Source organism: Photobacterium lipolyticum (assembly GCF_003026475.1).
GTDB classification, from domain to species: Bacteria; Pseudomonadota; Gammaproteobacteria; order Enterobacterales; family Vibrionaceae; genus Photobacterium; species Photobacterium lipolyticum.
In genome coordinates this window covers 132,448-158,488 of the sequence record NZ_PYMC01000001.1, presented here as the reverse complement: position 1 = coordinate 158,488, position 26,041 = coordinate 132,448, and the positions used below count along the sequence as shown (strand labels likewise).

Annotated in this window: 22 protein-coding genes and 1 pseudogene; 14 read left to right on the top strand and 9 right to left on the bottom strand. The window is 45.3% G+C overall.

Going from position 1 to position 26,041, the window contains the following annotated elements:
* Positions 1–246: 246 nt before the first annotated feature.
* Positions 247–1,146 (top strand): LysR substrate-binding domain-containing protein, encoded by a 900-nt coding sequence (locus C9I89_RS00665; RefSeq protein WP_107281418.1) that lies wholly within the window; start codon positions 247–249, stop codon positions 1,144–1,146.
* A gap of 161 nt (positions 1,147–1,307) precedes the next feature.
* On the opposite strand, the gene ansB is transcribed toward C9I89_RS00665, so the two are convergent.
* Entirely contained in the window at positions 1,308–2,369 is a 1,062-nt protein-coding gene (gene ansB / locus C9I89_RS00660) for an L-asparaginase 2 (protein ID WP_107281417.1), read from the bottom strand.
* Positions 2,370–2,440: 71 nt separating this feature from the next.
* Positions 2,441–3,871: an aspartate ammonia-lyase gene (gene aspA, locus C9I89_RS00655; RefSeq protein ID WP_107281416.1), complete on the bottom strand. Its 1,431-nt coding sequence runs from the start codon at positions 3,869–3,871 to the stop codon at positions 2,441–2,443.
* Between the two features lie 417 nt (positions 3,872–4,288).
* On the opposite strand from aspA, the pseudogene C9I89_RS23010 reads away from it, so the two are divergent.
* Positions 4,289–4,438, top strand: a pseudogene (locus C9I89_RS23010) (IS6 family transposase); the annotation flags it as partial.
* 88 nt (positions 4,439–4,526) lie between these two features.
* Here C9I89_RS23010 and cuyB read toward each other — a convergent pair.
* Complete coding sequence (cuyB, locus tag C9I89_RS00645) at positions 4,527–5,237, bottom strand: cysteate racemase (RefSeq protein ID WP_107281414.1); 711 nt, start codon at positions 5,235–5,237, stop codon at positions 4,527–4,529.
* A 192-nt stretch (positions 5,238–5,429) separates the two neighbouring features.
* On the opposite strand from cuyB, the gene C9I89_RS00640 reads away from it, so the two are divergent.
* Both C9I89_RS00640 and C9I89_RS00635 read left to right on the top strand, forming a co-directional pair.
* Entirely contained in the window at positions 5,430–6,311 is an 882-nt protein-coding gene (locus tag C9I89_RS00640) for a LysR substrate-binding domain-containing protein (protein WP_107281413.1), read from the top strand.
* 123 nt (positions 6,312–6,434) lie between these two features.
* Positions 6,435–7,205, top strand: a complete 771-nt coding sequence (locus C9I89_RS00635) for a TSUP family transporter (RefSeq protein WP_107281412.1) — start codon at positions 6,435–6,437, stop codon at positions 7,203–7,205.
* Here C9I89_RS00635 and C9I89_RS00630 read toward each other — a convergent pair.
* Together C9I89_RS00630 and C9I89_RS00625 are read right to left on the bottom strand one after the other, a co-directional pair.
* A complete protein-coding gene (locus C9I89_RS00630; RefSeq protein ID WP_107281411.1) occupies positions 7,165–8,010 on the bottom strand; it encodes a LysR family transcriptional regulator in 846 nt (281 codons plus the stop codon). The two genes, C9I89_RS00635 and C9I89_RS00630, sit on opposite strands and share 41 nt — an antisense overlap.
* Before the next feature lie 102 nt (positions 8,011–8,112).
* Positions 8,113–8,604, bottom strand: a complete 492-nt coding sequence (locus C9I89_RS00625; RefSeq protein ID WP_107281410.1) for a MarR family winged helix-turn-helix transcriptional regulator — start codon at positions 8,602–8,604, stop codon at positions 8,113–8,115.
* A gap of 459 nt (positions 8,605–9,063) precedes the next feature.
* On the opposite strand from C9I89_RS00625, the gene C9I89_RS00620 reads away from it, so the two are divergent.
* The 7 genes from C9I89_RS00620 to uhpC all read left to right on the top strand — a co-directional run bounded on the left by C9I89_RS00620 (position 9,064) and on the right by uhpC (position 17,815).
* Complete coding sequence (locus C9I89_RS00620; protein WP_107281409.1) at positions 9,064–10,785, top strand: L,D-transpeptidase family protein; 1,722 nt, start codon at positions 9,064–9,066, stop codon at positions 10,783–10,785.
* 135 nt (positions 10,786–10,920) lie between these two features.
* Positions 10,921–11,469 carry a peptidoglycan L,D-endopeptidase MepK gene (mepK, locus tag C9I89_RS00615; protein ID WP_107281408.1) on the top strand — a complete coding sequence of 183 codons (549 nt, stop codon included), beginning with the start codon at positions 10,921–10,923 and terminating at the stop codon, positions 11,467–11,469.
* 77 nt (positions 11,470–11,546) lie between these two features.
* A complete protein-coding gene (locus C9I89_RS00610) occupies positions 11,547–12,200 on the top strand; it encodes an MBL fold metallo-hydrolase (RefSeq protein WP_107281407.1) in 654 nt (217 codons plus the stop codon).
* A 482-nt stretch (positions 12,201–12,682) separates the two neighbouring features.
* On the top strand, positions 12,683–14,080 hold the full coding sequence (gene uhpT / locus C9I89_RS00605; protein ID WP_107281406.1) for a hexose-6-phosphate:phosphate antiporter: 1,398 nt from the start codon (positions 12,683–12,685) through the stop codon (positions 14,078–14,080).
* A 214-nt stretch (positions 14,081–14,294) separates the two neighbouring features.
* Complete coding sequence (gene uhpA / locus C9I89_RS00600) at positions 14,295–14,903, top strand: response regulator transcription factor UhpA (protein ID WP_107281405.1); 609 nt, start codon at positions 14,295–14,297, stop codon at positions 14,901–14,903.
* Positions 14,903–16,414, top strand: a complete 1,512-nt coding sequence (gene uhpB, locus C9I89_RS00595; RefSeq protein ID WP_107281404.1) for a signal transduction histidine-protein kinase/phosphatase UhpB — start codon at positions 14,903–14,905, stop codon at positions 16,412–16,414. Before uhpA ends, uhpB begins: the two co-directional genes overlap by 1 nt.
* A gap of 54 nt (positions 16,415–16,468) precedes the next feature.
* Positions 16,469–17,815, top strand: a complete 1,347-nt coding sequence (gene uhpC / locus C9I89_RS00590) for an MFS transporter (protein ID WP_107281403.1) — start codon at positions 16,469–16,471, stop codon at positions 17,813–17,815.
* A gap of 33 nt (positions 17,816–17,848) precedes the next feature.
* Here uhpC and C9I89_RS00585 read toward each other — a convergent pair whose 3' ends face one another.
* On the bottom strand, positions 17,849–18,514 hold the full coding sequence (locus C9I89_RS00585; protein ID WP_245905371.1) for a DUF2982 domain-containing protein: 666 nt from the start codon (positions 18,512–18,514) through the stop codon (positions 17,849–17,851).
* A 400-nt stretch (positions 18,515–18,914) separates the two neighbouring features.
* On the opposite strand from C9I89_RS00585, the gene C9I89_RS00580 reads away from it, so the two are divergent.
* Positions 18,915–19,322, top strand: a complete 408-nt coding sequence (locus tag C9I89_RS00580) for a MarR family transcriptional regulator (protein WP_107281402.1) — start codon at positions 18,915–18,917, stop codon at positions 19,320–19,322.
* A 242-nt stretch (positions 19,323–19,564) separates the two neighbouring features.
* On the top strand, positions 19,565–19,870 hold the full coding sequence (locus tag C9I89_RS00575; protein ID WP_107281401.1) for a hypothetical protein: 306 nt from the start codon (positions 19,565–19,567) through the stop codon (positions 19,868–19,870).
* A gap of 114 nt (positions 19,871–19,984) precedes the next feature.
* On the opposite strand, the gene C9I89_RS00570 is transcribed toward C9I89_RS00575, so the two are convergent.
* A complete protein-coding gene (locus C9I89_RS00570; protein ID WP_107281400.1) occupies positions 19,985–21,178 on the bottom strand; it encodes an amino acid aminotransferase in 1,194 nt (397 codons plus the stop codon).
* Between the two features lie 390 nt (positions 21,179–21,568).
* Here C9I89_RS00570 and C9I89_RS00565 point away from each other — a divergent pair, with 390 nt between their 5' ends.
* Positions 21,569–23,143, top strand: a complete 1,575-nt coding sequence (locus C9I89_RS00565) for a BCCT family transporter (RefSeq protein ID WP_107281399.1) — start codon at positions 21,569–21,571, stop codon at positions 23,141–23,143.
* Between the two features lie 112 nt (positions 23,144–23,255).
* Here the strand turns inward: C9I89_RS00565 and C9I89_RS00560 are convergent, their stop codons facing one another.
* Both C9I89_RS00560 and C9I89_RS00555 read right to left on the bottom strand, forming a co-directional pair.
* Positions 23,256–23,990, bottom strand: a complete 735-nt coding sequence (locus tag C9I89_RS00560; RefSeq protein WP_107281398.1) for a 3'-5' exonuclease — start codon at positions 23,988–23,990, stop codon at positions 23,256–23,258.
* A 17-nt stretch (positions 23,991–24,007) separates the two neighbouring features.
* Entirely contained in the window at positions 24,008–25,888 is a 1,881-nt protein-coding gene (locus C9I89_RS00555; RefSeq protein ID WP_107281397.1) for a DUF294 nucleotidyltransferase-like domain-containing protein, read from the bottom strand.
* Positions 25,889–26,041: the final 153 nt, after the last annotated feature.

Sequence of the window (26,041 nt, the reverse complement as noted above, 5' to 3'; positions counted from 1 at the left end):
TGTTGCAGGTGGATATTATGGTTATCTTTCATGCTTGTGAAATGCTGAAAATAAAGACTTGGTTATTAAAAAGCATCAGGTTAAATTTAAGGTTTGTGATCAACTTAATAGACAAGCGTTAAGAAGTTATTGATGATTGTTCTTATTTAGCTGGCAACATTTGATTGTATATGTAATGGATTGTTTTTATAAGGGATTATTTTTGGGGTGATGACTGCCGTAAATCAACAGTATTGAGAAAGATAAATGAAAAATATAGAAACAAAGTGGCTACAAGATTTTCTTACCCTTGCTGAACTACAAAATTTTTCCCATGCTGCAGCTGTCCGCAATGTTACTCAACCAGCATTTAGCAGACGAATAAAATCGCTCGAAGCAGAATTAGGTTTAGTCTTGATTGATCGCAGCAAATCACCTATCGAATTGACTCTGTGCGGCAAGCAGTTTAAAACCACGGCACAATCTATTATTCATCAAATAGATGAAGAAGTTAGTCGTTTAGCCGGGTGCTCATTTCATGGCCGACATACGGTGCGATTAAGTGCTGCTCACTCTATTTCCATCAGTTTGCTTCCCAAGCTTCATTCGAGCCTGTTTAATCCTGAGCTGAATACCAGTTTATCTGTTGTGGCGAATGAAGTTGATGACGCCGTTGAATTGCTTATAGACGGTAAGTGTGATTTCTTATTTTCATTTTATGAAGATAGGCTGCAAGTTGCCCCGTACCGGTCTATTTATCTTGGTCGTAGTTATTTGTATTGTGTTTCTGCTGTGGATGAAAGCGGAAATCCGCTTTATGATTTGGCAAATAATGATGATGTCCCATGTCTGGACTATACTCCTGAAAGTTATATGGGAAGAGCACTTCATCGAGCCAATAGCAAGCTTACTTCTAATACGGTCTGTTCATCATCAATGACTGATTTTATTAAGGCTTTAGTGTTGCAAGGCAAGGGAATTAGCTGGCTACCTGATTATGCGATAAAAGAAGAGTTAGCGTCAGGCAAATTAAAAATACTCACAGAGAGAGAGCCAGTACCCTTAGACCTGTATGTTTATCGCTATTATTCTAAGCTGCACTCATCATGTGAAGCTATATGGAACGAGTTAAGTCAAGTAAGTCCGATAAAAGAGCTGAGCGGTTAAGTCGTGTAAGATATCCACAGTATGATATTCAACTGTATTTGAAAGATATCACTAAAAAATAATTTTATTTAATATAATTATTTAAAAAGGGCTAAAAATAATAGCCCTTTTTTATATGACTTTTATTTACTCACGATTCAATGAGTTTAAAATACCACTGATTAATAGAACTGGAACATCTTCTGAACTTCTTTGTAGTCTTTGGTCTGAGTTAAAGAGAGCATCAGTAGGATACGGGCTTTTTGTGGATTCAGAGTACCTGATGCAACAAAACCGTATTTATCATCATCCACTTCAGCATGGAGGGTTGTTGAACCTGTTGGCGTACGTGCGCTACGAACAACCATGACACCATTTTTACTCGCCTTAGCAAGTTCGTCGAAAACGGTGTGGTACATATTACCGTTACCTACACCAGCACTCACGATGCCGTCATATTTCGCATTCACTAACGCTTTTACTGGTAATTCAGATGCATTCGCATAGTTATAAACTATACCCACTTTAGGCAGTACGTTTAATTTTGAGACGTCGAATGGGGTGTCTGTGGTATGCTTACGTTCTGGGCTACGTTGATACTTCACATCGCTATTATGGATGAAACCCAAGGTACCAAAATTTGGTGACTGGAAAGTCTGAACCGCAGTGGTACTGGTTTTCGTCACATCACGCGCATCAAACACGCTGTCGTTCATCGCAACCAGTACTCCACGGCCCTTAGAATCTTCGTCAGTGGCAGTAACAACGGCGTTGTACAAATTCGTTGGCCCGTCAGCACTCATCGCTGTTGACGGACGCATTGCGCCAACAAGTACCACTGGCTTTTCACTCTTCACTGTCAGATCAAGGAAGTATGCTGTCTCTTCCATGGTATCTGTACCATGGGTGATCACCACGCCATCGACATCATCTTGCGCTAGCAAGTCATTCACGCGTTTTGCTAGAGTCAGCCACACTTCATCATTCATATCTTGTGAGCCAATCTTGACTACTTGCTCACCGCTGATGTCAGCGATTTTAGTCATCTCTGGCACCGCTGCAATCAGTTCATCTACCCCAACCTTGCCTGAAGTATAGCTAGATTCAGTTGCTGATTGGCCAGCACCTGCAATTGTGCCGCCGGTTGCGAGAATCTTTATATTAGGAAGATCTGCTGCGTAAGAAAGCGAACTGCCACACAAGCCGGCAATGATCAGACCTAAACGTATTGGATTATGTTTCATAATGATTCCTCTTCGAATCGTTTTTGTTATAAAAAAGGGCTATTAATTAGCCCTCTGATTTATTGTTTTTATTAGTTATATAGCTTAGCTTTGTACTCAGGGTGCATCAGGTTTTGTACGGCGAAAATTTCGTCCAGCTGCTCTGCGGCCAGTAATTTGCGTTCCAGCACCACGTCTCTAACACTTCGACCCGTTTCTGCACAAATCTTACCGACAATATCGCCCTCGTGGTGGCCAATATACGGATTAAGATAAGTAACGATACCTATGGAGTTAAAGACGAAGTCTTCGCACACCGTTTTATTTACGGTGATCCCGCGGATGCACTTATCGGCAAGGTTGATGCAGGCATTGTTCAGCAGTTCAATGGATTCAAAAATAGCCTGTCCAATTACAGGTTCCATCACATTGAGCTGAAGCTGACCGGCTTCAGCGGCAAATGTCACCGTGGTATCGTTGCCGAATACTTTAAAGCAGACTTGGTTTACCACTTCAGGAATAACCGGGTTAACCTTGGCAGGCATAATTGATGAGCCAGCCTGCATTTCCGGCAGGTTAAGCTCGTTTAAGCCCGTGCGCGGTCCGGAAGAAAGCAGGCGGAGGTCATTACAGACTTTTGACAGTTTGACCGCTAAACGTTTTAGTGCAGCGTGAACGGTGATATAGGCACCACAGTCAGAAGTGGCTTCAATGAGATCTTCGGACGGTACACAGTCCAGCCCGGTTGCTTCGGCAAGGTATTTTACTGCCAGCTCCTGATAACCTTTAGCTGCGTTAAGTCCGGTACCGATAGCTGTTGCACCAAGGTTCACTTCCAGCAGCAGCGAGGCTGCATACTTCAGGTTTTTGATTTCTTCTTTTAGCAAGATGCTGAAAGCATGAAACTCCTGACCCACAGTCATTGGCACGGCATCTTGAAGTTGGGTTCGGCCCATTTTAAGGATGTCTTGGAATTCCTCGCTTTTTGCATCAAAGGCTGTCTGCAGGTACTGAACCGAACCGAGCATTTTCATGATGCTGTTGTATACGGCTACACGGAATCCAGTTGGATAGGCGCAGTTGGTCGACTGGCTTCGGTTGACATGGTCGTTTGGATTGATGATGTGGTACTCGCCCTTTTCGTGGCCTTTTAGTTCCAGCGCAACATTGGCGATAACCTCATTGGCGTTCATGTTTACTGAGGTACCGGCACCACCTTGATACACATCAGAGATAAACTGATCCATGCACTTGCCGGTGTCGATGATCAAGTCGCAGGCTTCAATAATGTACTTGCCAACATCGCTAGGGATAGTGCCTAGTTCGATGTTTGCTCTGGCGGCTGCTTTTTTGGTAAACACCATACCGCGAACCAACTCAGGAACATCAGAAATTCTCGACGATGAAATAGAGAAATTCTTATAGGCACGAAGTGAATGGATCCCATAATAAGCAGATGCTGGAATTTCAAGTTCACCTAGTAGATCTTCTTCAATACGAACCTTATTTGCAGTATCGAGCATAGCCTTTACCTTTATTGATAATGAGATGACACCAACACAATGGTCCTTTTATTTTTCAAAGTGAAATGCAAAAAAGTAAGCAATAATGCTTTTAATGCATAGTGGGAGTGTTTGTTAAAAATACTGTTCAGTTGTTTTGTATTGTTAATTTACCGGCTGTAATTTTTAGTTGAACAGAATATTGAAGCGGGGTCACAGATTTTTCTGAGGTTGAGGTATTTAGGCAGCCAAAACGGTTCTGTCGCAAGCTGGAGTAGTAAGTTGTGCTCTCCATCAATATTCGTCACTTCCAACATTATGACTATTAAATTCGCAGGCCATCATCTTCCTTCCGAGATCATACTGCAGTCTGTTCGTTACTATTTTTCCTACACGCTGAGCTACCGTGAAATTGAAGATATATTGGCAGAGCGTGGCATCAATGTTGGACTTTGGCATAACGGGTATATGCTGAGTCTAATTGAAATCATTTCAATCAAGTATCTGTACAATATCGCAGAGCAAAGTCACCGCAGAGTGAAAGGTAAAATGCATCAATGTTTAGGATGGAAATCAGTGCGCGTGTAGTTAAACTCTGCGACAAAACCCATAATAGTGACACCCATGGCTGCGTTGCCCATGAGGTTTTGAGCGCAGCCGATATGAGGTGAAACCACTAGGCGACAAGTTCGTGAAATTCGTCTTGCGCCCAGGAAATACACTCAGTCGCTAAGATTTCAAGTGAATCCAGACACTGATCAGGGTGTTGGAGGCCTTGTTTTGCCAGGGCTACGGGAATTTCAGTACACCCGAAAACAACGGCATTTGCACCGCGGGAAAGCATGGCCTCAAAAACAGGTGCCATTAAGCGTTGCCCGCGTTTAACGTCCCCGGCTTTGACTGCACAGATACCTTCCATAACAGCCTGTTGCTCATGCTCTGTGGTTTCTATTGCATCAATCCCACATTGCGCCAGTTTTTCCTGATACATACGCGTCATCATAGTGGCTGATGTTGCTAAAATGCCCACTTGACTATAACCACGCTGTTTTGCTTCAGTAACGACACTATCGATTATGTTGATGGTATGCACCTTGCTGATTGCCTGAAGTCGTGGATACCAATAGTGTGCGGTATTACACGGTATAACGATGCACTCAGCGCCAGCTTGTTGAAGTTCTTCAAAGCCTTTTTTTAATGCAGGGAAAGGGTCCAAACCATTTCCAATCAGAAAATCGGTCCGGTCCGGGATCTGGGGGATATTACGAACCAGCATAGGAATATGTTGTTGATCATTACGAGCGGGAGTTTGTGCGATGATTTTCTGCATAAATTCCACAGTAGCTAATGGACCCATTCCGCCCAAAATACCTAATTTCCTGCTCATGTTCTTATCCCTACAGTGTTTTTAACTGTAATAACGATAAAATAGAACCTTCACATTGAGAAATGCCATTGCTGTCATTCCCATGCCGGATCGGTATGGTGAATGATTGGAGTTGTGAGCTTGATCGCTTGAAGTCTGGTCGATATACACTAATGGTCCGTTATACTGTTTTTTATTTCGCGACTATAACGCATGAATATAGAAAGTAAGTGGCTGGAAGATTTTTTGACACTGGCGGATGTTCGTAATTTTTCCCAGGCAGCAGGAAAACGTAATGTGACACAACCGGCATTTAGTCGCCGTATCAGAGCATTAGAACATGCCGTGGGTGCAGAGCTGGTCGATCGAAGTAAAATTCCTATCGAGTTAACACCAAGTGGAAGGCTCTTTCGGATTTCAGCACGTAACTTAATTAATCAGATGGTGGATGGCATTGGTCAGCTATCTGGTCTCTCAAAGCTTGGCGGAAATATTGTGCGGGTTGCTGCTGCCCACTCCCTGGCAACCAGCTTAGTGCCAACAATCCAACCCCAGCTACTATCCGGCAAACATAACCCTTTACTAAGCGTTGAAGCGATTGATGTTGATCAGGCGATCGTAGAACTGCAGGAAGGGGGGTGCGATTTGTTACTTGCGTTCGATAACGAATTGTTGCGATTACCTCCCTACCAGTCACTGCGCATTGGGGAAGCAGAGCTATTACCGGTTTGTGCCTGCGATAGTGCAGGAAAGCCGTTATACCTGCTTGATAATAATAAAGCGGTACCCTGGCTTGCTTATAACCCGAGTTCCTATATGGGACGGCAAGTCGAAGCGATACGAGAACAGGTAAAATTAGAGGCCGTGTTTTCTTCGTCGATGACGGATCTGCTGAAAATTCAGGTGCTGCAAGGGTTAGGGGTGGCATGGTTGCCTGATTATTCGATTGAGCGGGAATTAGCCGCAGGAAAAGTGGCCTTAATCGGTGAACCCTATCTGAGGTTACCTATTGCTTATTACGCGTATCGTTATCAGGCTCGGTTGCACCCTGCCGGTGAGCAAGTATGGCAAATGCTGTGCAACATGGTTAGATAACGAATAGATTTGGTATGGCGACCTATTCCAAACTGGAATGGGTTGCTGTCGTGTGTTTCGTTGTTGTTTATTGATATATACAGGTAATCTAGCGGCCGATGATTATGACTAGGGAAACAATAGATGGATTTATCGCTCGAGATTATCACCATTCTTTTCGGTGTTGCGGCATTGGCTGGATTTATCGATGCAATAGCGGGCGGGGGAGGATTATTAACCGTTCCCGCACTCTTAGCTGTCGGGTTATCACCGGCACAGGCTTTAGCGACTAACAAGCTTCAGGGATCTTTTGGTAGTTTTTCCGCCACCCTTTATTTTATCCGTAATGGCGTCGTGAAATTCAGTGAGATGCGAAATGGGATCATTTGTACTTTCATCGGTGCGGCATTAGGCGCTGTATTGGTACAAAAAATTGATGCGTCGGTATTAACCGCGATTATTCCGTTACTGCTGCTCGGGATCTCATTTTATTTTCTTCTGGCGCCAAAATCCATTGCCGAGCCGGGTGAGTCTAAGCTGTCCGAGAATATGTTTGCCTTAACGGTAGGTACATCAATCGGTTTTTATGATGGTTTTTTTGGTCCGGGTGCTGGTTCCTTATTTACCATCTGCTTTGTTGCGATTGCGAAACGAGGAATAATCGAGGCGACGGCTAAAACAAAAGTGCTGAACTTTACATCAAATATCGCGGCGTTATTGTTCTTTATTATCGGGGGGCTTCCGGTATGGGAAGTCGGTCTGCTGATGGCCGCCGGTCAATTTATTGGCGCGAGATCGGGGGCCAAAATTGTGGTTACCAAGGGACAGAAACTTATCCGTCCCTTGGTGGTGATTGTTTCTATGGTTATGGCTATCAAGCTGTTGATCGAACAAAATCCACAATGGTTTCAATAAGCTGCTTAATTCTATCAACTTTGTAACTATTGGGGCGATAACAAAGGTTGACCGGTCTGGTTAAATCGTCGAGAAAATCAAAATGATGGCAATGCTCTGAATTTATATTGAGTGTTTTTACCACAGACTCGGGTACCAAGGCCGGTGTTACTCCACCGAGCGCTAAGAGTGCAGCTGCCGTATAGGAGTCCATTTGCATCAGCGGCTTGATCCCGGCTTTCTGTAATATTCCCGCTTGATAGGTATTAGCCGGGTTTTTTAGGTCGTTGGTTAATAGGGCGGATGGTGCCTTTTCTAGCGGCGTATTACTGACTATGGTAAACGACTCGTTGAAAATATGCTTGGTTGCTAAGCCATGCTGGGGGGGAAGGTGTCCGGCACAAAAACCTAAACTGGCATCGCCGGATTGCACTCGTTCAACGATAAATGGCGTTTGATGGGTTGAGATATTGATATAAGGATCTTGCGCAAGATAGCGCTTCATCATTTTACTCAGGTAGGCCGAGACCAGTGTTTCAGAACAAGCAAGCAAGATTGGAGAGTGATCTTGTATGGCCTGATGGTCAAACAATGCCCCCTGAATTTCGGTCAGGCTCGGAGCGACACTCTCGATTAAAGCCATGGCATCAGAGGTGAGCTTTATTTTCCTGCCTACAGGCTCAATCAGCTTTTTTCCTAACCGTTTTTCCAAATTGGCAATGCGCTTGCTGACCGCCGATTGGCTGATATATAAGCGGCTTCCGGCCTTGCTCATGGTTCCTTCTTTTGCCAGAACCAATAAGGTTTCAATTCCTTCTAGTAACACAACGCATTCCGATCATTGAAATTATGGCATTAATATAATGATAGTAAGGAGTGAAAGCCAGAACCAATGCGCAACAAAGCCAGTAGGTCTGGCTTTCTTCAATTATTCAGGAGGCGTCTCTTGCTGGGTAATGCTACCGACTTCAAGCAGCGGGGCAACATTCAGGTGCTCCGCATTCATCATCGATGAAATGCGCTGTACCGATGATAAAAGCAGCGATTGTTCCCAATCTTCAAGTTGCTGATATTCTGATACAAAATTGTCTTGCAAAGGGAGTGGCGCCTTTTCAAGCAGCTCTTTACCTTTTTCAGTTAAATGAGCATGAACTTTTCGCTTATCAAGCTTGCTTCTTTCACGAACCACCAGCTCTCGTTTTTCAAGACGATCAAGAATCGTTGTCGCTGTCGCCTGGCTCATGTTGGTATTATTTGATAACTGTCGGATCGTGATTTCTTCGCCAGAGCCCCGGATTGCTCGCATCAACACCAATTGAGGGCCCGTTAATCCTGCATCTTTATTGAGTTTTCTCGAATGTAAATCAATGGCTCGGATTATCTGTCGAAGGGCAATGAGAACTTCTTCGTGTTTGTCCATTTAACTCTCCCAAAATAACTGTCGCGAAGGTACATCAAACCGCTTAAACATGAAAGCCTTTGTTGCTTACAGGGACGACATTTGTGTCGTCTCAATAGTACACTAAACTTTGACATGAAAAGTTTAGTGTACTACTGGGGGTATACTTTGGGTTTTAACGTGTGTGTTTGATAAATCATCACATCACGACCCTTATTGTAATGTTATGGTGATATTTTCGCCTGTTTTTATAACTTTACCATCTTGTGTACTGGTTTGGCTCTATTGGCTAATTTGAAATGTTATGAACGTGATGATTTTACTGTAAAAGATATTGTTAAAAACCTGAGAATCATTCGTGTTCGTTACGGATGGCAAGATTTTGATAAGAATTGGTAGAAATGAGCACTGAAAGCTACATTTAAGCCCAAAGGTATGTGAATTTGCCATACTTGAATTGACGTTCTTCGGGGAGCTGAAATGGCAATGATAAGGCAATCTTGTATCGCGCTGGTTTTGATATTCGCCTTTAGCTCGCAGGTATTGGCAAAACAACCGCTGCTGACGACACCTTTAATTGATGTTTTATCAGAGCAGCAGGCACTGTCTGAGCCAACAGTGAAACCTGATATCGCTTTGCAATATCAACAAGCAAAACTATGGGTAGAGGAAGTTTCGGATGATTTATCTGAAATCCAGTATGTTGATGAGTTGGCGGTATTTTATTTCAACATCGGTTATACCCCGCTATGGCATGATTCTCTTGCCGCGACTGAATTTGAAGAGCAACTCCGCATCGTTGCCTTATCCGCAATCAGCTCTGATTTTTCCCAACGTTATTCCCGGCTCAAGTATTACAAGTCGTCTAACGATTGGCGTCAGTACGATCTTTTGGCGACAGATACCTTGCTTGCGTTCATGAGCTATGTTGAAAATTTACCAGCGTACGGCAGGGGCTGGCTGTTTGGTGCCGGAGTTGATTTGCGATTGCCCTTACCATCGGAAATGGCTATCGAACGTATGTTACGAGCTGTTGAAAGTAACCGTCTGCGATTTTTTATTGCTTCGCTAAAGCCTGCTGATGAGAGTTACACCAAAATCGTACAGGCAATGACAGAGCTCGAAGCGCTAAAAGCGGCACCTTGGCCCGGTTTTTACCAGCAAGGTATTATCCGGCTAGGTGACCGGTTACAGAGGCCTGATGCATTAATTACTATTTTGGAAAGCTTGGGAGATATCAGCAGGTATGAGGCGCAGCATTTGCGCTCGATGGATGTTGGTACTTTGAATCTGGACTTATCAGCCGGGGTGAAACATTTTCAACGTCGTCACGGTTTAAAAAGTGATGGGGTTATTGGGCCGAAGACCCGTTATTGGTTAGCGATACCACCGCAGGAGCGGATCCGCGTATTGGCATTGAATTCGCAAAGAGTGCGGTTATGGTCGGTCAAGTATTCATCGGTCTTGATAGTCAATATTCCCGATTATGAAATGAACCTATGGCTCGACAACGAGCATGTGCTGGACAGTAAAGTGATTGTCGGGCGTCCTAGCCGGCGCACACCGTTGTTGAGTTCTCGGGTTGATTCGGTGGTATTTAATCCATATTGGAATGTCCCGATCTCTATTATGCGCAAAGATATTTTACCCAAGGCACAGCGTGACCGGGGATATTTGTATCGCCATGACTATGCCGTTATCCGAAGCTGGACAAATACAGAGCAGATACCTATCCATACAATCGACTGGCGTATTGTGAATGCCAAGTTGTTCCCGTACCGTTTACGTCAAAAACCGGGTGACAAGAATGCTCTCGGGCTTTATAAATTTAATATTCCCAACACAAATGCCATTTACTTGCATGATACGCCGGCAAAGAGTCTGTTTAATAAAGAAGAGCGGGCATTCAGTTCAGGATGCGTACGTGTTGAGCAAGCAGAACATCTGGTTATGATATTGTTGAATTACTCGGGTATGTCACAGCAGCAAATAAACGATCTGAAATCCTATACAGAAACCAAGACAGTGGGTTTAAAGAACCGGGTGAGAGTTCATGTCATTTACCAGACTGCATGGGTTGATACCCAAGGCATGGTGAACTTCCGTGATGATGTATATCGCTATGATACAGTGAGTGACAGTTCGCAATTAGAGAAAAAATTCACATACCGCACAAATAATAATTTATCTATAACTCAATAGGTAGACGCCGCTTTAGTTATAAATTGGTGTTTTTTTGCGATCGCGTCGTTTGACTGAACATTATCTGAGCGTTATCGTGCTTGGATAATAGAGGCCTTATGGTCCGCTTCTTGTCTGATTTTGGTTTTGGTTAGGATGTCTGAGATTGATTACACGCGCCGTCAGCTCTTAGTTGCTGGTGGGCTAACACTGGGCGCATGCTTGTTGCCAGGAGTGGCGATTGCCAGCCCGTTTAAAGCAACGAACCCACGTAAAATTTCTCTTTGTAATATTCACACGCGTGAAGATTTAGAAACGGAATATTTTAACGGTAAAAGTTACATCCCCGCTGAGTTACAGCGCATTAATCATCTGTGTCGTGATTTCCGACGAAATGAAGCGGCTAAAATGGATCGCCGTCTGTTTGATGCTATAACGGAAATTCAGGCGAATTTAGGCCATAAAGGTCAGGTGCGAATTATTTCGGGTTATCGCTCGCCGGCGACGAATAAGATGCTGCAGAAAAAAGGTGGCGTTGCAACCAAGAGTTATCACATGAAGGGAGAGGCCGTTGACTTCAACTTAGAAGGCGTGCCACTGTCAAAAGTCCGAAAGGCGGCACTTGAATTGCGGCTCGGCGGCGTGGGCTACTACCCGAAGAGTAACTTTGTCCATATTGATACCGGCCCCGTTCGTCGTTGGTAAGAGTCGTCATTCCCTTTTTGTTGTAACCGTGGCATCCTTCCCCCTAGTTTTTATGCCCGTTTAGGAAAAGAGGACGTATGAGTCTCCAGTTTGAAATTGTTCCTGTAACTCCATTCCAACAAAATTGTTCTATCGTTTGGTGCGATGAAACCAAAGACGCCGCAATTATCGATCCTGGCGGCGATATTCATCTTCTTATCGACAAAGTTAAGCAGCTTGGTTTGAATGTGAAGCAGCTACTTTTGACTCACGGCCATCTTGACCATGTTGGCGGTACAGCCCCACTTGCTGCTGAGCTCAGTGTTCCTGTTGTTGGTCCTCATAAAGATGATGCTTTCTGGTTGCAAGGTCTACCGCGTCAAAGTGAGATGTTTGGTTTTCCGCTAACAGATGCATTCGATCCTGATCAGTGGTTAGCTGAAGGTGATGAGATTGCCATCGGCAACCAAAAATTGCAGGTTTTGCATACCCCCGGCCATACTCCTGGTCATGTGATTTTTCACAGCACTGAAGCCAAAGTGGCTTTTGTCGGCGATGTACTCTTCAAAGGGGGGATTGGTCGAACTGATTTCCCTAAGGGTGACTATCAAACCCTGATTAATTCGATCAAAGAAAAACTATGGCCGCTGGGTAGTGATGTGACCTTTGTATCTGGTCACGGCCCGGTATCCACGTTCGGCCATGAACGAGCATCAAACCCGTTTGTTGCTGATGAGATGCCGATCTATTAAGTTTCGAGTAGCGAGAGCGCTAGATTGCAGCAGCTTGTTTGAGAAGCGCTTTTCTATTTAGGGAGAAGCGCTTTTTTTCCAGTATTTATTGGAGGGGAAGTAGGAGAGGTATATTGATGCTTTCTCATTCCTGGTCTCTTGTCCCTCGAAACCCATTTTTTTGTGATTACTTTCACGCTTTTTTATCTGGCCCCCAGAAACTAGGAATTTTTCCTAACGGTTTTAGGCCGCCTTCTCAAGCCAGTTAACTGCCCACTCTTTAGAATCCTCAGCAAATCTGGTTAATCATCATCTTTGGCCGCTTACCCGCAAATAATACTCACCCCCGATGTATGTTTTGCAGTTAGTTGCTATGGCTTGGACATATAACAATTCCTCTGGCTCCTGATGATACCCAGCGATTCTGCTTACTGGATGCTGTGCCGATAGTCGCAGCATTTAGTAAGCAGGCTTATTCCGAGTAAATCTGTTGAGGGTTTCACATGTTTAAACTGTTGGAACAGGTCAGAAAGCCTACTTTAGACCTGCCTGTAGAAGAACGCCGTAAAATGTGGTTCAAGCCATTTATTCAATCATATTTGGTTGTTTTTATTGGCTATATGGCAATGTATTTGATTCGCAAGAACTTCAATGTTGCCCAAAATGACATGATCTCGACATATGGCTTGTCGATGACAGAGCTGGGTTTGATCGGCCTTGGTTTCTCTATTACGTACGGCATCGGTAAAACAGTCGTTTCATATTACGCTGACGGAAAAAATACCAAGCAGTTTCTTCCATTCATGTTAATTCTGTCAGGTATCGCTATGCTGGGCTTCAGTGTCAGCATGGGTGGTTCAGGTGTGAGTCTGTTCCTGATGATTGCTTTCTACGGCTTGAGTGGTTTCTTCCAAAGTACGGGCGGCCCTTCAAGTTATTCTACGATCACCAAGTGGACCCCGCGTAACAAGCGTGGTTCGTACCTTGGTTTATGGAATATGTCCCACAATGTTGGTGGTGCGGGTGCTGCCGGTGTTGCACTATTCGGTGCTAACTACCTGTTTGATGGTCATGTTATTGGTATGTTCATCTTCCCATCCATCATTGCACTGGTTGTTGGTTTTATCGGCCTGCGTTTTGGTAATGATTCACCGGAAGCTTACGGTTTAGGCACCGCGGAAGAGCTCTTTGGTGAAGAGATCAGTACCGAAGATCTGGAAGCTGAAGAAAATCAAATGACCAAGCGCGAAATCTTTATGGAATACGTGCTTAAGAACAAAATCATCTGGTTGCTTTGCTTCGCTAACATCTTCTTGTACATCGTACGGATTGGTATCGACCAGTGGTCTACCGTTTATGCTTACCAAGAGCTGGGGCTATCGAAAGAAACGGCTATCTCTGGTTTCACGTTATTCGAAGTCGGCGCACTTGTGGGAACGCTGATGTGGGGCTATCTGTCTGACCTTGCTAATGGTCGCCGCGCACTAGTTGCTTGTGTCTCACTTGTTCTGATCATTTTCGCCTTAGAGTTTTACCAACATGCGACAAGCGAGTACATGTACCTTGGTTCACTGTTTGTACTAGGTTTCCTTGTGTTCGGACCTCAACTGCTGATTGGTGTGGCTGCGGTTGGTTTTGTACCGAAGAAAGCAATCAGTGTTGCAGATGGTGTCAAAGGTACGTTTGCTTACCTGATTGGTGACAGTTTTGCCAAACTAGGTTTAGGCATGATTGCTGACGGTACGCCTATCTTTGGCCTGACCGGTTGGAAGGGGACATTCGCAGCTCTGGATACCTCAGCCGCTATTTGTATCGGGCTATTGGTTTTCGTTGCCATTGCCGAAGAGAAAAAGATCCGTCATGAAAAACGTCTGCTTAAAACAGCGACCACAGCAGCATAACCATTGTCTTGGTTGATAGTCGATGAAAATAGCCACCTTTACGGTGGCTATTTTGTTTGTGCCAACGCCAATTTCAACTATTTATGGCAATAGAATCATGATGGTAAACGAAGAGTAATTCTAATTATTATGGTATCTCATTTTTCTATCTTGCTTGCGCCGAAGGATGGATGTAGTTTATGCCTCTTTTCGCTATGACTGGGTATTTTTCTAGATGATCAAAGTTGCGTTAGTTGATGATCACTTCATTGTACGTTCGGGTTTTGCTCAGCTGTTATCACTGGAACTTGATGTTGAGGTGGTGGGTGAATTTGGTTCGGCCGATGAAGCTCGCAGAGGCTTACCCGGATCGAATGCGAATGTTTGTATCCTCGATATATCCATGCCGGACGAGAGCGGACTCTCCTTATTGGCTGATTTGCCTAAAGGGATAGCGTGTATCATGCTCAGTGTCCATGATTCTGTGGCAATCGTTGAAAAAGCCCTGGAATCTGGTGCTCGTGGTTATTTAACTAAACGTTGCAGCCCTGATGAGCTGGTGCAGGCCGTACGCACGGCAGCCGCTGGTGGTTGCTACCTTACCCCTGATATAGCAATGAAGCTGGCAGCACCCGATCGGGGGCGTAAGCTTCTTGGCCAGTTGACAAAACGAGAGCGCGAGATCGGCGAGATGCTGGCATTGGGACTGGATGTCAAAGCCGTTGCCGTTCGTTTAGGGTTAAGCCATAAAACCATTCATGTTCATCGTGCCAATGCGATGGATAAGCTGGGGGTGAAAAATAACGTAGAGCTGGCGAAATGTTTTGAGAGTGAGGCGCTTTAATGCGCAGTTACCTCATTACCTCACTGTGTGGCTGGTTACTGATCTCATGCTGCTGGTTTTGTCTGTGGGTCCTGTCCTACTATTTTACCTTAGACCCTGAGCTGGCTATTTTACTCTTTCCCTTTGCCCTGCGACTTGGCATAACGCTGCATACTCCGAAAGCCTACTGGGCCGCGGTGTATAGCGCTGAATGGTGGCTCATGGTGTCGCTGGCGGTATTGCTCGAACAATCGCAGTGGTTCTCGGCGATCATTGCCAGCATCGTCAGTGTGCCCATTTTGTGGTTAGCACAAAAATATTATTACGGTTCTCAGTGGCGACGACTGTGTGTGATGGGGGCGGTGATAGCACTGACCGCGCTGGTGAATACCCTGGCTATCGGTGTCGTCAGCCACTCCCCCTGGATGGTGTTACTGGTGAGTATCACAGGGGGCCTGATGCTAGTGCCCAGCTGTTACCTGATCTGGAGCTATTTGTTCCAGAATGCCTGGATCCCACTCACGGTCAATCTGGTATCAAAGCCTGTCGAGCTGCGTAGTCGGCATGTGGTGTTTTACGTCATCCTGTTCGCACTCAGTATTGCTCTTCAGGTGGGATTACCGGATGAGATGCGACGTTTTGCCCCGTTCTGCTTAGCGATCCCCATTATTCTGCTGGCATTTCGCTATGGCTGGCAGGGAGCGTTACTTGGTACGTTATTAAATAGTGTGGCGTTAATCGCCGCGCGAAGCGGTGTCAGTAATATGGAAATTACCGATCTGCTGTTATCACTGTCGGCACAAAGCCTGACTGGTATTTTGCTGGGGATGGGGATTCAGCGCCAGCGTGAACTCAATCAGAAACTCAGGCATGAGCTGGCGAGAAACCATAGCTTGTCACGTCAATTGGTGAAGGCTGAAGAGTCAGTACGACGGGATATTGCCCGTGAGCTGCATGACGAAATTGGGCAGAACATCACGGCGATCAGAACTCAGGCCAGTATCCTGAAGCGGGTTGAAAATACGCCGCTAGGCGAAAATTGCGCTTCGACTATCGAGCATCTGTCTCTGAATATTTATGACACAACTAAAGGTTTGCTGACTCAGTTACGTCCTAAAACTCTTGATGATTTAGGGCTTGAAGAAGCGATATACCAGTTAGTCCGAGAGATGGAATGCGAAGCGAGCGGTATTCGTACCTCGATAACCTGTGATGAACTCAATGAAAGTGATACTGAGTTAAGCGATGCGATGAGTGTGACGTTATATCGGATCTGCCAGGAAGCACTGAATAATGTGGTGAAGTATGCAGAAGCGACGGAAGTCAGTATTACTTTGTCATTCCAGAAAGATGCATTTCTGGTGGTGAAAGATAACGGTATCGGCTTTCAACCGGAAGAGACAACCCGTGGATTTGGTCTGCGCGGTATGCGAGAACGGGTACAGGCTTTAGGCGGCCGGTTCACTCTGATCAGTTGCCAGAATGGAGATGGGCGGGGAACTGAGTTGCAAGTTGTATTGCCGGTCCTTTAGCTTGGTTTGCATTAACGATGCTTTGCACATTTTATTAGTTGTAGATATGAAGTTATGATCGGTTTTTTTAAGTCTGAACCACACGCTCCCGCAGTGACAGATCCTGACCAGGTGGATGATCTCTATCATCATTGGCGTTTCCATATCATGTTTACCATGTATATTGGCTATGCACTGTTCTACTTCACCCGTAAAAGCTTTAACTATGTGATGCCGGCCTTGATTGCCGATCTGGGGCTGGATAAATCGGATATCGGGATCATGGGGACGCTGTTTTACATTACGTATGGCTGCTCTAAGTTCCTGTCAGGGATCATCTCTGACCGTTCGAATCCCCGTTACTTCATGGGGATCGGGTTGATTGCGACTGGCGTGGTCAATATTCTGTTCGGCTTCTCCAGCTCGATGATGATGTTTACCGCGTTGTGGATGCTAAATGCCTGGTTTCAGGGGTGGGGCTGGCCGCCGTGCTCTAAGTTGCTGACAACCTGGTATTCCCGGTCAGAACGCGGATTCCGGTGGGCGTTTTGGAATACCGCCCATAATGTCGGTGGCGCCTTGATCCCCTTGCTAGTGGGTTTCCTGACATTGCATTACAGCTGGCGTTACGGCTTAATTATACCCGGAATAATAGCGGTGGTTGTCGGGCTGTTCTTATGCTGGCGACTACGCGATAAACCCATCACGCTGGGATTACCGACGGTAGGGCACTGGCGGCAGGATGTATTGGAGCTGGCCCATGAAAATGAAGGCGTAGGCTTAAGCCACACCGAGATACTGAAAAAGTACGTGCTGACCAATAAATACATCTGGTTGCTGGCCTTTAGCTATGTGCTGGTTTACATCGTGCGTACGGCAATTAATGATTGGGGCAACCTCTACCTGACCGAACAGCATGGCTACAGCCTGATCACCGCCAATACGGCTTTATCACTGTTTGAAGTCGGCGGGTTTATCGGTTCGCTGGTTGCAGGCTGGGGGTCGGATAAACTGTTTGGCGGGAACCGTGGGCCCATGAATCTGATTTTTGCCATTGGGATTTTTCTGGCGGTCGCCGCATTATGGTTGATGCCTATGACCGGTTTTGTGCTCCAGGCGGGCTGTTTCTTTGCTATCGGATTCTTTGTCTTTGGTCCACAGATGCTGATCGGCATGGCGGCCGCAGAGTGCTCCCATAAAGACTCTGCAGGAGCCGCGACCGGTTTTGTCGGCCTTTTTGCGTACATGGGTGCGGCATTGGCGGGTTATCCGCTGGCGTTAGTGATGGAGCAATATCACTGGACCGGTTTTTTTACCGTGATCTCTTGTGCGGCGGCGGTGGTTGGTTTACTTCTGCTGCCTTTCTTAAAAGCGCAGGCACCTGCTGTTGAAGCTAATGACGTTGGTGTATTTGTTGAGTAACCACAACGTTCATCATGGTGTTTGTGACAGAGACTATCTCGATTGCGCGAGGTAACGGCGGAGCAGGCCAATGAAATCATCGACAGGCCTGTCGAGCAAATCATCAGAGATGAAAAAATCAAATCCCAGTAACTCTCGGTTATAGCGCATCCGGTTTGCTAACATAGCCAACAGTCCTTTGATGACGTTACCGTTATGTGTCACGTAATGCGTATCATCAAACAACATGTCCTCAATATCATGGGGCGGAACATCGGCCCGTTTATAGGCAAGGATCAGTAGCCCGCGCTGCTCCAGCAATATTTTGCTGGCAATACGAGGGCAGATGGATTCCAGAAACTCGTCGTAGTCTTTTAATTTGATCCCTACCCAAGGCAATGGGCGGTGCCAGCCTTCGTAAGAGAGCGAGACCGGGCCTATCTCCGTGATGTTTCTCCATCTGGCCAGCCATCCACCAGCAGGGCTATGAGACTGAATATGCATGAAGGTCAGGGTAAATGAGAGGTCGGGTTCGTTTGATTGCTTTATCGCGACGATTAGCAGGGTCAGAGCAGCAATCAGCAAAATAGCGATAGCAGCGCCATTGGCCTCTGGATACAAAAACACCCCCACTCCAATCGCAATAAACGCAATGAGGCTGAAGACCAATAAATAAGCGCTGGGTTTAGGTATCGGTGGCCTGATAAATAACGTATCCAAGTAACCCCCTACAGTCTGTTTTGCTTATACAGGCTTATCATAAGTATGGCTGAACTCTGTATCTTGAGGTGGCTCGGCGATATGCATCAAAATGAACAGGATGCGTATTTTATACTGTTAACAGCCGGAAAAGTGACTTTTGTTTAGTACTTTAGTTGCATTTGCTGGTGGTTTTTTATCCAAAAACGAACATTGCAAAGTTGCCAAAATTCACCTCATATCGCGTTGGTTTTTTGTGAAAACCGAGATCTTATCGCTTGTTTTTGAGTGAAATCATGTTTTATTGTCGGTTAAATAGCCGTTTGCTGGCATTTCCCTGGCATCCTTGGTATAACACGCGCTTACTTTTTCCCGCTGGTACAGTGGTGACTGAAAGTAGTGCAACGGAGTAGGAAATTTAATGAGAATCTCTCACAAACGTAAAGTTCAGCTTAAGCTACAAAAGCGAGTACAGGCATCTGTAGCAGTAGCAAAACCAGCAGCGAAGAAAGACGCTGTGAAAAAAGCACCAACTGCAGAAACGGTAAAAGCTGCTCCAGCGGCAAAGCCTGTTGAAGAGCAAAAGCCAGTTGAAACGGCGGCATCTGCTGCAGTTCAAGTGTCTTTGACTCCGAAACAGCAACAAGTGCTGGATATCGTGGTTAAAAACCAAGATGGCCTTAACCCTAAAGGTATCGGCCTTCAGGCTGGTCAGGAAGATGCGAAAGCAGCTTCATGGGCTACAGGTGCGCTAAAGAAACTGACTGAAGAAGGTCTGGTTGAGCGCATCCAATTAGCAGGAAACAAAGTACTTTATAAAGCTGCTTAATGACTGCTAGACCTGCTCCTTAGTATTAAGGAGCAGGTGTCCCCCCGCGTACCTCTGTAACATCCCCCCGAATTATTTTTTGCCTTTATAAAACCGCCAACAACGTGTGATTGAAGTACCCAAGGCTGTTTTCCATAAGTGTCACCAATACTTAGAACCTGACGGTTTTGCCTGCCTCTGCTATAACTTATTTATGAAAGAGTGATTTTTTCAGGGTTCGAGACACTCGGGAGTGATTATTTATGACAATGATAAGTGCTAGAGAATTTTCTGACTGGCTTCGTAATCGCTTTGCTGAAGATAATCAAGGGGTCTGTTTGACGCGCGAAGATATTAATCAGTTAACAGGCAGACAGAGCTTTTCTCTGGGATTTGTCCACGATATTCATTACGAACTGATGCAGCATGGCATGGCATTCGTCACGGATACGTCCCGAGAAGTATTCTATCTGATCCCGCTCTCTAATAAGCCCTGGCGTGAGCAATTGGAGCGCCAGTATGAAAGAGAGCTTTTTTGTAATGTGTTGCCTCTAGATAAATCCGGATAATGACCAGCAGCAAAATAATGATTACAAAGAGTTTGGGTATTTCTGAGCAATAAAAAAGGACACTTTTTGCGCCCTTTTTGTTAATTTAGTCAGATGACATTGACAGGTTTAGCCTTAGCTAAGAACCGCAGCAATGCCTTTACAGAGTGGTAGCATGTTGTTTTTAGTCATACCTGCCACACTGATGCGGCCGGAGCCTACGATGTAAATCGCAAACTCTTCTTTCAGACGGTTAACCTGGGCTTTATTCAGGCCTGAGAATGAGAACATACCGTTCTGACGTTCAATGAAGCTAAAGTCTGCATCGATACCTAGATCTCTAAGCGTCTGTACGAACAGGGTGCGCATTTCTTGAATACGGTCACGCATATCAGCGACTTCCTGTACCCATTCAGCACGCAGAGCGTCATCATTCAGAATTTCAGTAACAATCGCAGCACCGTGCGCGGGTGGATTAGAGTAGATAACACGTGCAATACTTTTCACTTGGCTAAAGGCGGTTACAGCCAGATCTGCATTTTCGGCGACCAGCGTAAAAGCACCAACACGTTCATTGTAAAGACCGAAGTTTTTCGAGAACGAACTTGCAACCAGCAGCTCTTTACACTGTGCGGCGAAGATACGTAGACCTTGTGCATCTTCTTCAACCCCTTTAGCAAAGCCCTGATACGCGAAGTCAAACATAGGGAGCAGTTGCTTCTCGACACATAGCTGTGCGAGTTGCTCCCACTGAGCAGCATCTGGGTCGATACCTGTCGGGTTGTGGCAGCATCCGTGAAGCAAAACAATATCACCGGCTTGTGCGCCAGCCAAGTCGGCCAGCATGGTACCAAAATCCATGTCTTTAGTTTCAGCATTGTAATAGCCGTACTGGGCTGTTTCTAAGCCCGCAGCGCCAAAGACACCCATGTGGTTGGCCCAGGTCGGGTTGCTGATCCACACTTTTACATTGCCAAGCTGGCGCTTAATGAATTCTGCGGCAACACGCAGGGCACCGGTGCCACCAGGAGCCTGAGCGGTTTGCGCTCGCTTGTCTGAAATAATAGCAGCGTCAGCACCAAACAGCAGTTGTTGTACTGCCAGGCCATATTCTGCCGTACCGGGAATGCTTAGATAAGACTTGGTGGTTTCTTTTTCCAGTAAAATGGCTTCGGCTTTCTTTACTGTTGCCAGTACAGGCGTATTACCTGATTCGTCTTTATAGATCCCAACACCAAGGTTAATTTTCCCCGGGCGGGCATCATTTTTAAACTCATCAGTTAAGCCAAGAATAGGGTCGGCAGGTGCTGCAGTGATTTTTTCAAACATTAGTGGTCATCCATGCTGATAAATGATTCGGTCAAGAATTCTATTTATACCCTTTGCAGTGGAAGGTTGACAAGACAATGCAACAATTTCCTGAGAGAAAATTGCATAGCCCTCATTTGTTGTTGCTTTTACTTAACATTCCGCCATAGGGCTTTTAAATGAATCAGCTTTCCAAAAATGCAGGGCAATGATTAGTGATCGAAATATTATTTTATCTTTATTGGCTGGCAATATTCTGTTTTTAAGCTAAAAGCATGCATGGAAACGCGATTTGTCTAGTATTTTCCAATTAAACTTGACACATAAACCACATAAGTGATTTGATCTCTTAGTTGGGATTTATTTACAGGGCTAAGTATCTTGGCGGCTTGAATGTCAGGATGGGATTCAATGATGAGTAAACATGATAAGTACAGTATAGATAATACGGATTACACGGTTGGGCAAGATAATATCCAAAAATGGGGATTTGATGTACATAACCCTGTTTTCGGAATAAGTGTTGCTTTAATCGCGTTGTTTTTGATTGCAGCTTTAGTCAGCGATGCAGCAACAGCAAAAGCGGTTCTTAATGGGGTGAAAAATAGCATCATTAATAATTTTGATGCGCTGTTTTTATGGTCAGGAAATATTTTTGTCGTTTTCTGTTTGGGTTTGATTTTTTCACCATACGGGAAAATCCGTATAGGTGGTAAAGAGGCGGAAAAAGACTATTCACGTATGTCGTGGCTATCTATGCTTTTTGCCGCCGGTATGGGCATCGGTCTGATGTTTTGGAGCGTAGCAGAACCTGTTGCTTATTATACAGGCTGGTATGGAACGCCTTTGGGCGTAGAAGCTAATACCCCTGAAGCGGCTAAGCTGGCACTAGGTGCAACGATGTACCACTGGGGTTTTCACCCTTGGGCTATTTATGGGGTTGTTGCGCTATCTTTGGCCTTCTTTACTTACAATAAAGGCCTACCACTTTCGATTCGTTCGATATTTTATCCAATTCTTGGTGATCGCGTTTGGGGATGGCCAGGGCATGTTATTGATATATTTTCTGTTCTCGCGACCTTATTTGGTCTGGCAACGTCATTAGGCTTAGGTGCTCAGCAGGCGGCAAGTGGTATTGAACATGTGTTTGGTATCGAGAGTGATATAGGCATGCAGATCGGCGTTATCGTCGTGGTGACTCTGTTGGCTGTTTTCTCGGTAGCTCGCGGTATCGACGGCGGTGTAAAGCTGTTAAGTAATATCAATATGCTGGTTGCTGTTGCGCTGCTGGTATTTGTCGCTTTGGTGGGCTTTGCTGTGTCAATGGGATCAATTCCAACGACGGTAAGTGCTTATCTTGATAACTTTGTTGCACTGAGCAATCCACATGGCCGTGAAGATCAAACGTGGTTTCATGGCTGGACTGTATTCTACTGGGCATGGTGGATTTCCTGGTCACCATTTGTTGGTATGTTCATCGCTCGTATATCAAAAGGTCGTACCGTTCGCGAGTTTATGACTGCCGTGTTGATTGTTCCGACCATGGTAACCGTGCTTTGGATGTCTACATTTGGTGGTCAGGCGATTGATCAGGTGATAAATGGTGTCGGCAGTTTAGGTGAGAATGGTATAACAGAAGTGCCTCTGGCGATGTTCCAGATGTTCGATGCACTGCCATTTAGTACGCTATTGTCTGTGATTGCCATTGTTTTGGTGATGGTGTTTTTCATCACATCATCTGACTCAGGTTCATTGGTTATCGACAATATTACCTCTGGTGGCAAAATTGATTCTCCACTGCCACAACGGGTATTTTGGGCCACTGTTGAAGGTGCCATTGCAGCCGTATTGTTGTGGGTTGGTGGTACACAGGCTATTGAAGCACTGCAGGCTGGTGCAATTTCAACCGCATTACCGTTTACCTTTATTCTGTTGTTAATGTGCGTGAGCTTGATATTAGGCTTCCGTACTGAGCGTTTTCGTTAATTAGCGAAGTGCGCAGAGAGTAAAACACAACGCCGCTGCACTCTAAATAAGTGACAGCGGCGTTTTTTATACGCGTCTTTTGCAAGACGGGTGGTGCGTATATTATCAGGAGCTATTGCCAAATATCCGATAACGGTGTATCAGGATCAAAGTGATGGGCAATTTGAGCCTGTAACAGTTCAGCAGTTGCCAATGCATCGGTTAAGGCGTGGTGTGGTTGATACGCGGGTAATCCATAGCGTTGTCTGGCTTTACCTAGCCGAACGGAATCCGGTCTTTTCCCTTGCAGGCGTTTCCAAAATCCCCCTGATTGGCGATACTGTATCGCTGATTCGATCGCCATCGTGTCGACAACAGGAAATTGAATCCCTTCATTGAGTCGCTTCTTTAATGCCCGGTCCATAAATTCCCGCTCAATACGCTGATAGTGCACCACAATTATTTTACCCGCTAAAGCATCCAGTACTTTTTCGAGAATTCGCAATAAATCAGGTGCATTGTTTACATCTGAGTGGGTAATACCATGGATTACCACTGACTCTTCGCCAAGAGGTTGATGGGGATTGATGACCCAATGAGCCGATTCACGGCATCGAATACGCTGGAGAGTGAATGGCACGAGTCCGATACTAACAATGCCATCTTTATTGGGATCAAGGCCTGTCGTTTCAAAGTCTAATGCGACAAATGGAACATTACGTAATGGCGTGTCACCGCTGACCATCTCGGTGCTGTAGTACTTCTTGAGACGGGGATCTTTGGCCTGACTGGCAAGCCTGGCAAAAAACTCCGGCCAGTCAGGGGTTGCAGTATTGTTTAACAAACGTTTTGTTGGCTGGTTGAACATAAATACCCTAATGGTGGCTAGCGTCTATTGCCTTGGTAACGGAATTTCATGAAGTTTTGCGCATTACTGAGGATCTGGAAGGCATCTTTTAAGTTGCGACGCTCAAAATCGGACATGTTTTCAGGTTCAATACTATTATCGGGTTCTGTACCGGCTTCAATATCCAGTGCCTGATGTCGAATGCGAACCATGGAGATAAATTCCATCGCATCACGAAGGTCTTGTCCTTTGCCTGTTGGCAGAATGCTTGATTCAATTATATCATCCAGGCGTTCAAACGAATTTTGAGAATGAGACCCAACAGCAAGAGCATGAACGCGGATTAAATCGGCCAATGGGGCGGTACCGCGTCGTTTAAGGTTAATTGAATTGTTATGTCGGCCATCTTTCTCCATGACGAAGTCTTTAAAGAAGCCAAGCGGTGGTGTGCGATTTAAGGCGTTACGAGCCAAACAAGCGAGAAAACGATTGTTTCGCTGAGCTTTACGGCGGATAAAGGAATTCAATTGTTCAGCCCATTTGACCCGGCCCCAGACACCATCGAGGTCAAAAAAGATAGAACTATTGAGCAGCGCTTGTGGTTTTGGATTGTCGATCCAGTCGGCAAAGCAGACTTCCCAATCATGGCGTGTTTTTCGCCATTCAGGATTAGTAGCCATCACTTCACCCTCACAGTAACTGTAACCGCAAGCCGCAAGACCATCACAGACAAAAGTGGCTAGTTTGGAAAAATACGCACCATGATGAAGTTCATCATAAGCATTGTCGAGGATCAGCGCATTATCTTGGTCTGTAACGATAAGTTGTTCATCTCGAGCCATCGATCCAAGAGCAAGAAAACAGTAGGGGATCGGCGGTGGACCTAGTGCTTCTTCAGCAAGCTCCAGTAGCCTTTGCTTAAAACTACGACCAATCACTGCCATTGCACTGCCAACCATATGGGCGTTGGCATCTTCGTTTACCATACGGACGAAGCAATCTTTTACTTGCTCTGATAATATTTGCAACTCGTCGACACTTTGTTGCTGAAAAATAGTACTGACTAACAAGAGACTATTTTGTGACTCGTAACGAACGATATCTGTTAGGCCAATGATACCTATGGGGTGTTTGTTGCGCAGTACCGGCAGGTGATGCACGTTACAGCGCAGCATGGTTAGCATTGCTTCAAAAACATATGCATTGTAATCAAGCGAAATGAGTTCTGTTGACATGACTTCAGATACGGGTGATGAGAGATCCATACCTGCTGCCAGCACGCGGGTGCAGAGATCGCGATCTGTGATGATGCCTATCATGTCATCTTTACCGTCTTCGTCGCCAGCAGAGTCCGGATCACTCAGTAGTAGTGCAGAGATCCCTTCTTCAGCCATGGTTTGCGCGGCGACCTGAATAGTTTCAGTTTTTGGAATGATAACCGCTTCACGGGTGAGTAAAGTGCGAACCTTAGAAGTAGTGAGATCGTTAGCATCGGTATGAGACGAGACTGCATGACGTAGCCGTGCGTTATCTTCAACGTCTACAAAGTCGGCAAAGCTTTCAAATTCTTCATAAAGGTTGTGAAAAGTTTCCTCGGGAATACAGTAAACAAGGGTATCTTCTATTGCTTTAGCTGGCATACGTACGCGATTGTTCATTAGCAGCCCCATTTGGCCAAAAATGTCCCCTTCATCGATACGGTTGTAAAGCTCACCTTTACGTCGATAAATCTCAACTACGCCACTACGAATTAAGAAAAGATCATGGATCTCATCACCCAAATTAAAAATGATGGAATCCGCACGGTAATATGCAACTTCGACTTGTAATGCTACATGCTGTAACTTTTCTTCAGGCAACTTGTCGAAAGGAGGAAACTGGCTGATAAAGTTAAGTATTTCGAGCTGTTCTGCTTCCATTGCACTATCCGTTATTATGAAGTTATTCGTTCAAAAATATAAAGTGATTATACCCAAACTAACTTGAGATGCAGAGTTTTACGAGAATTGATTAGTATGTAGTTAAGGCCGTTATTTAAGGTGGGTTGATAAATAAATAGCGGGTAGGGGCAT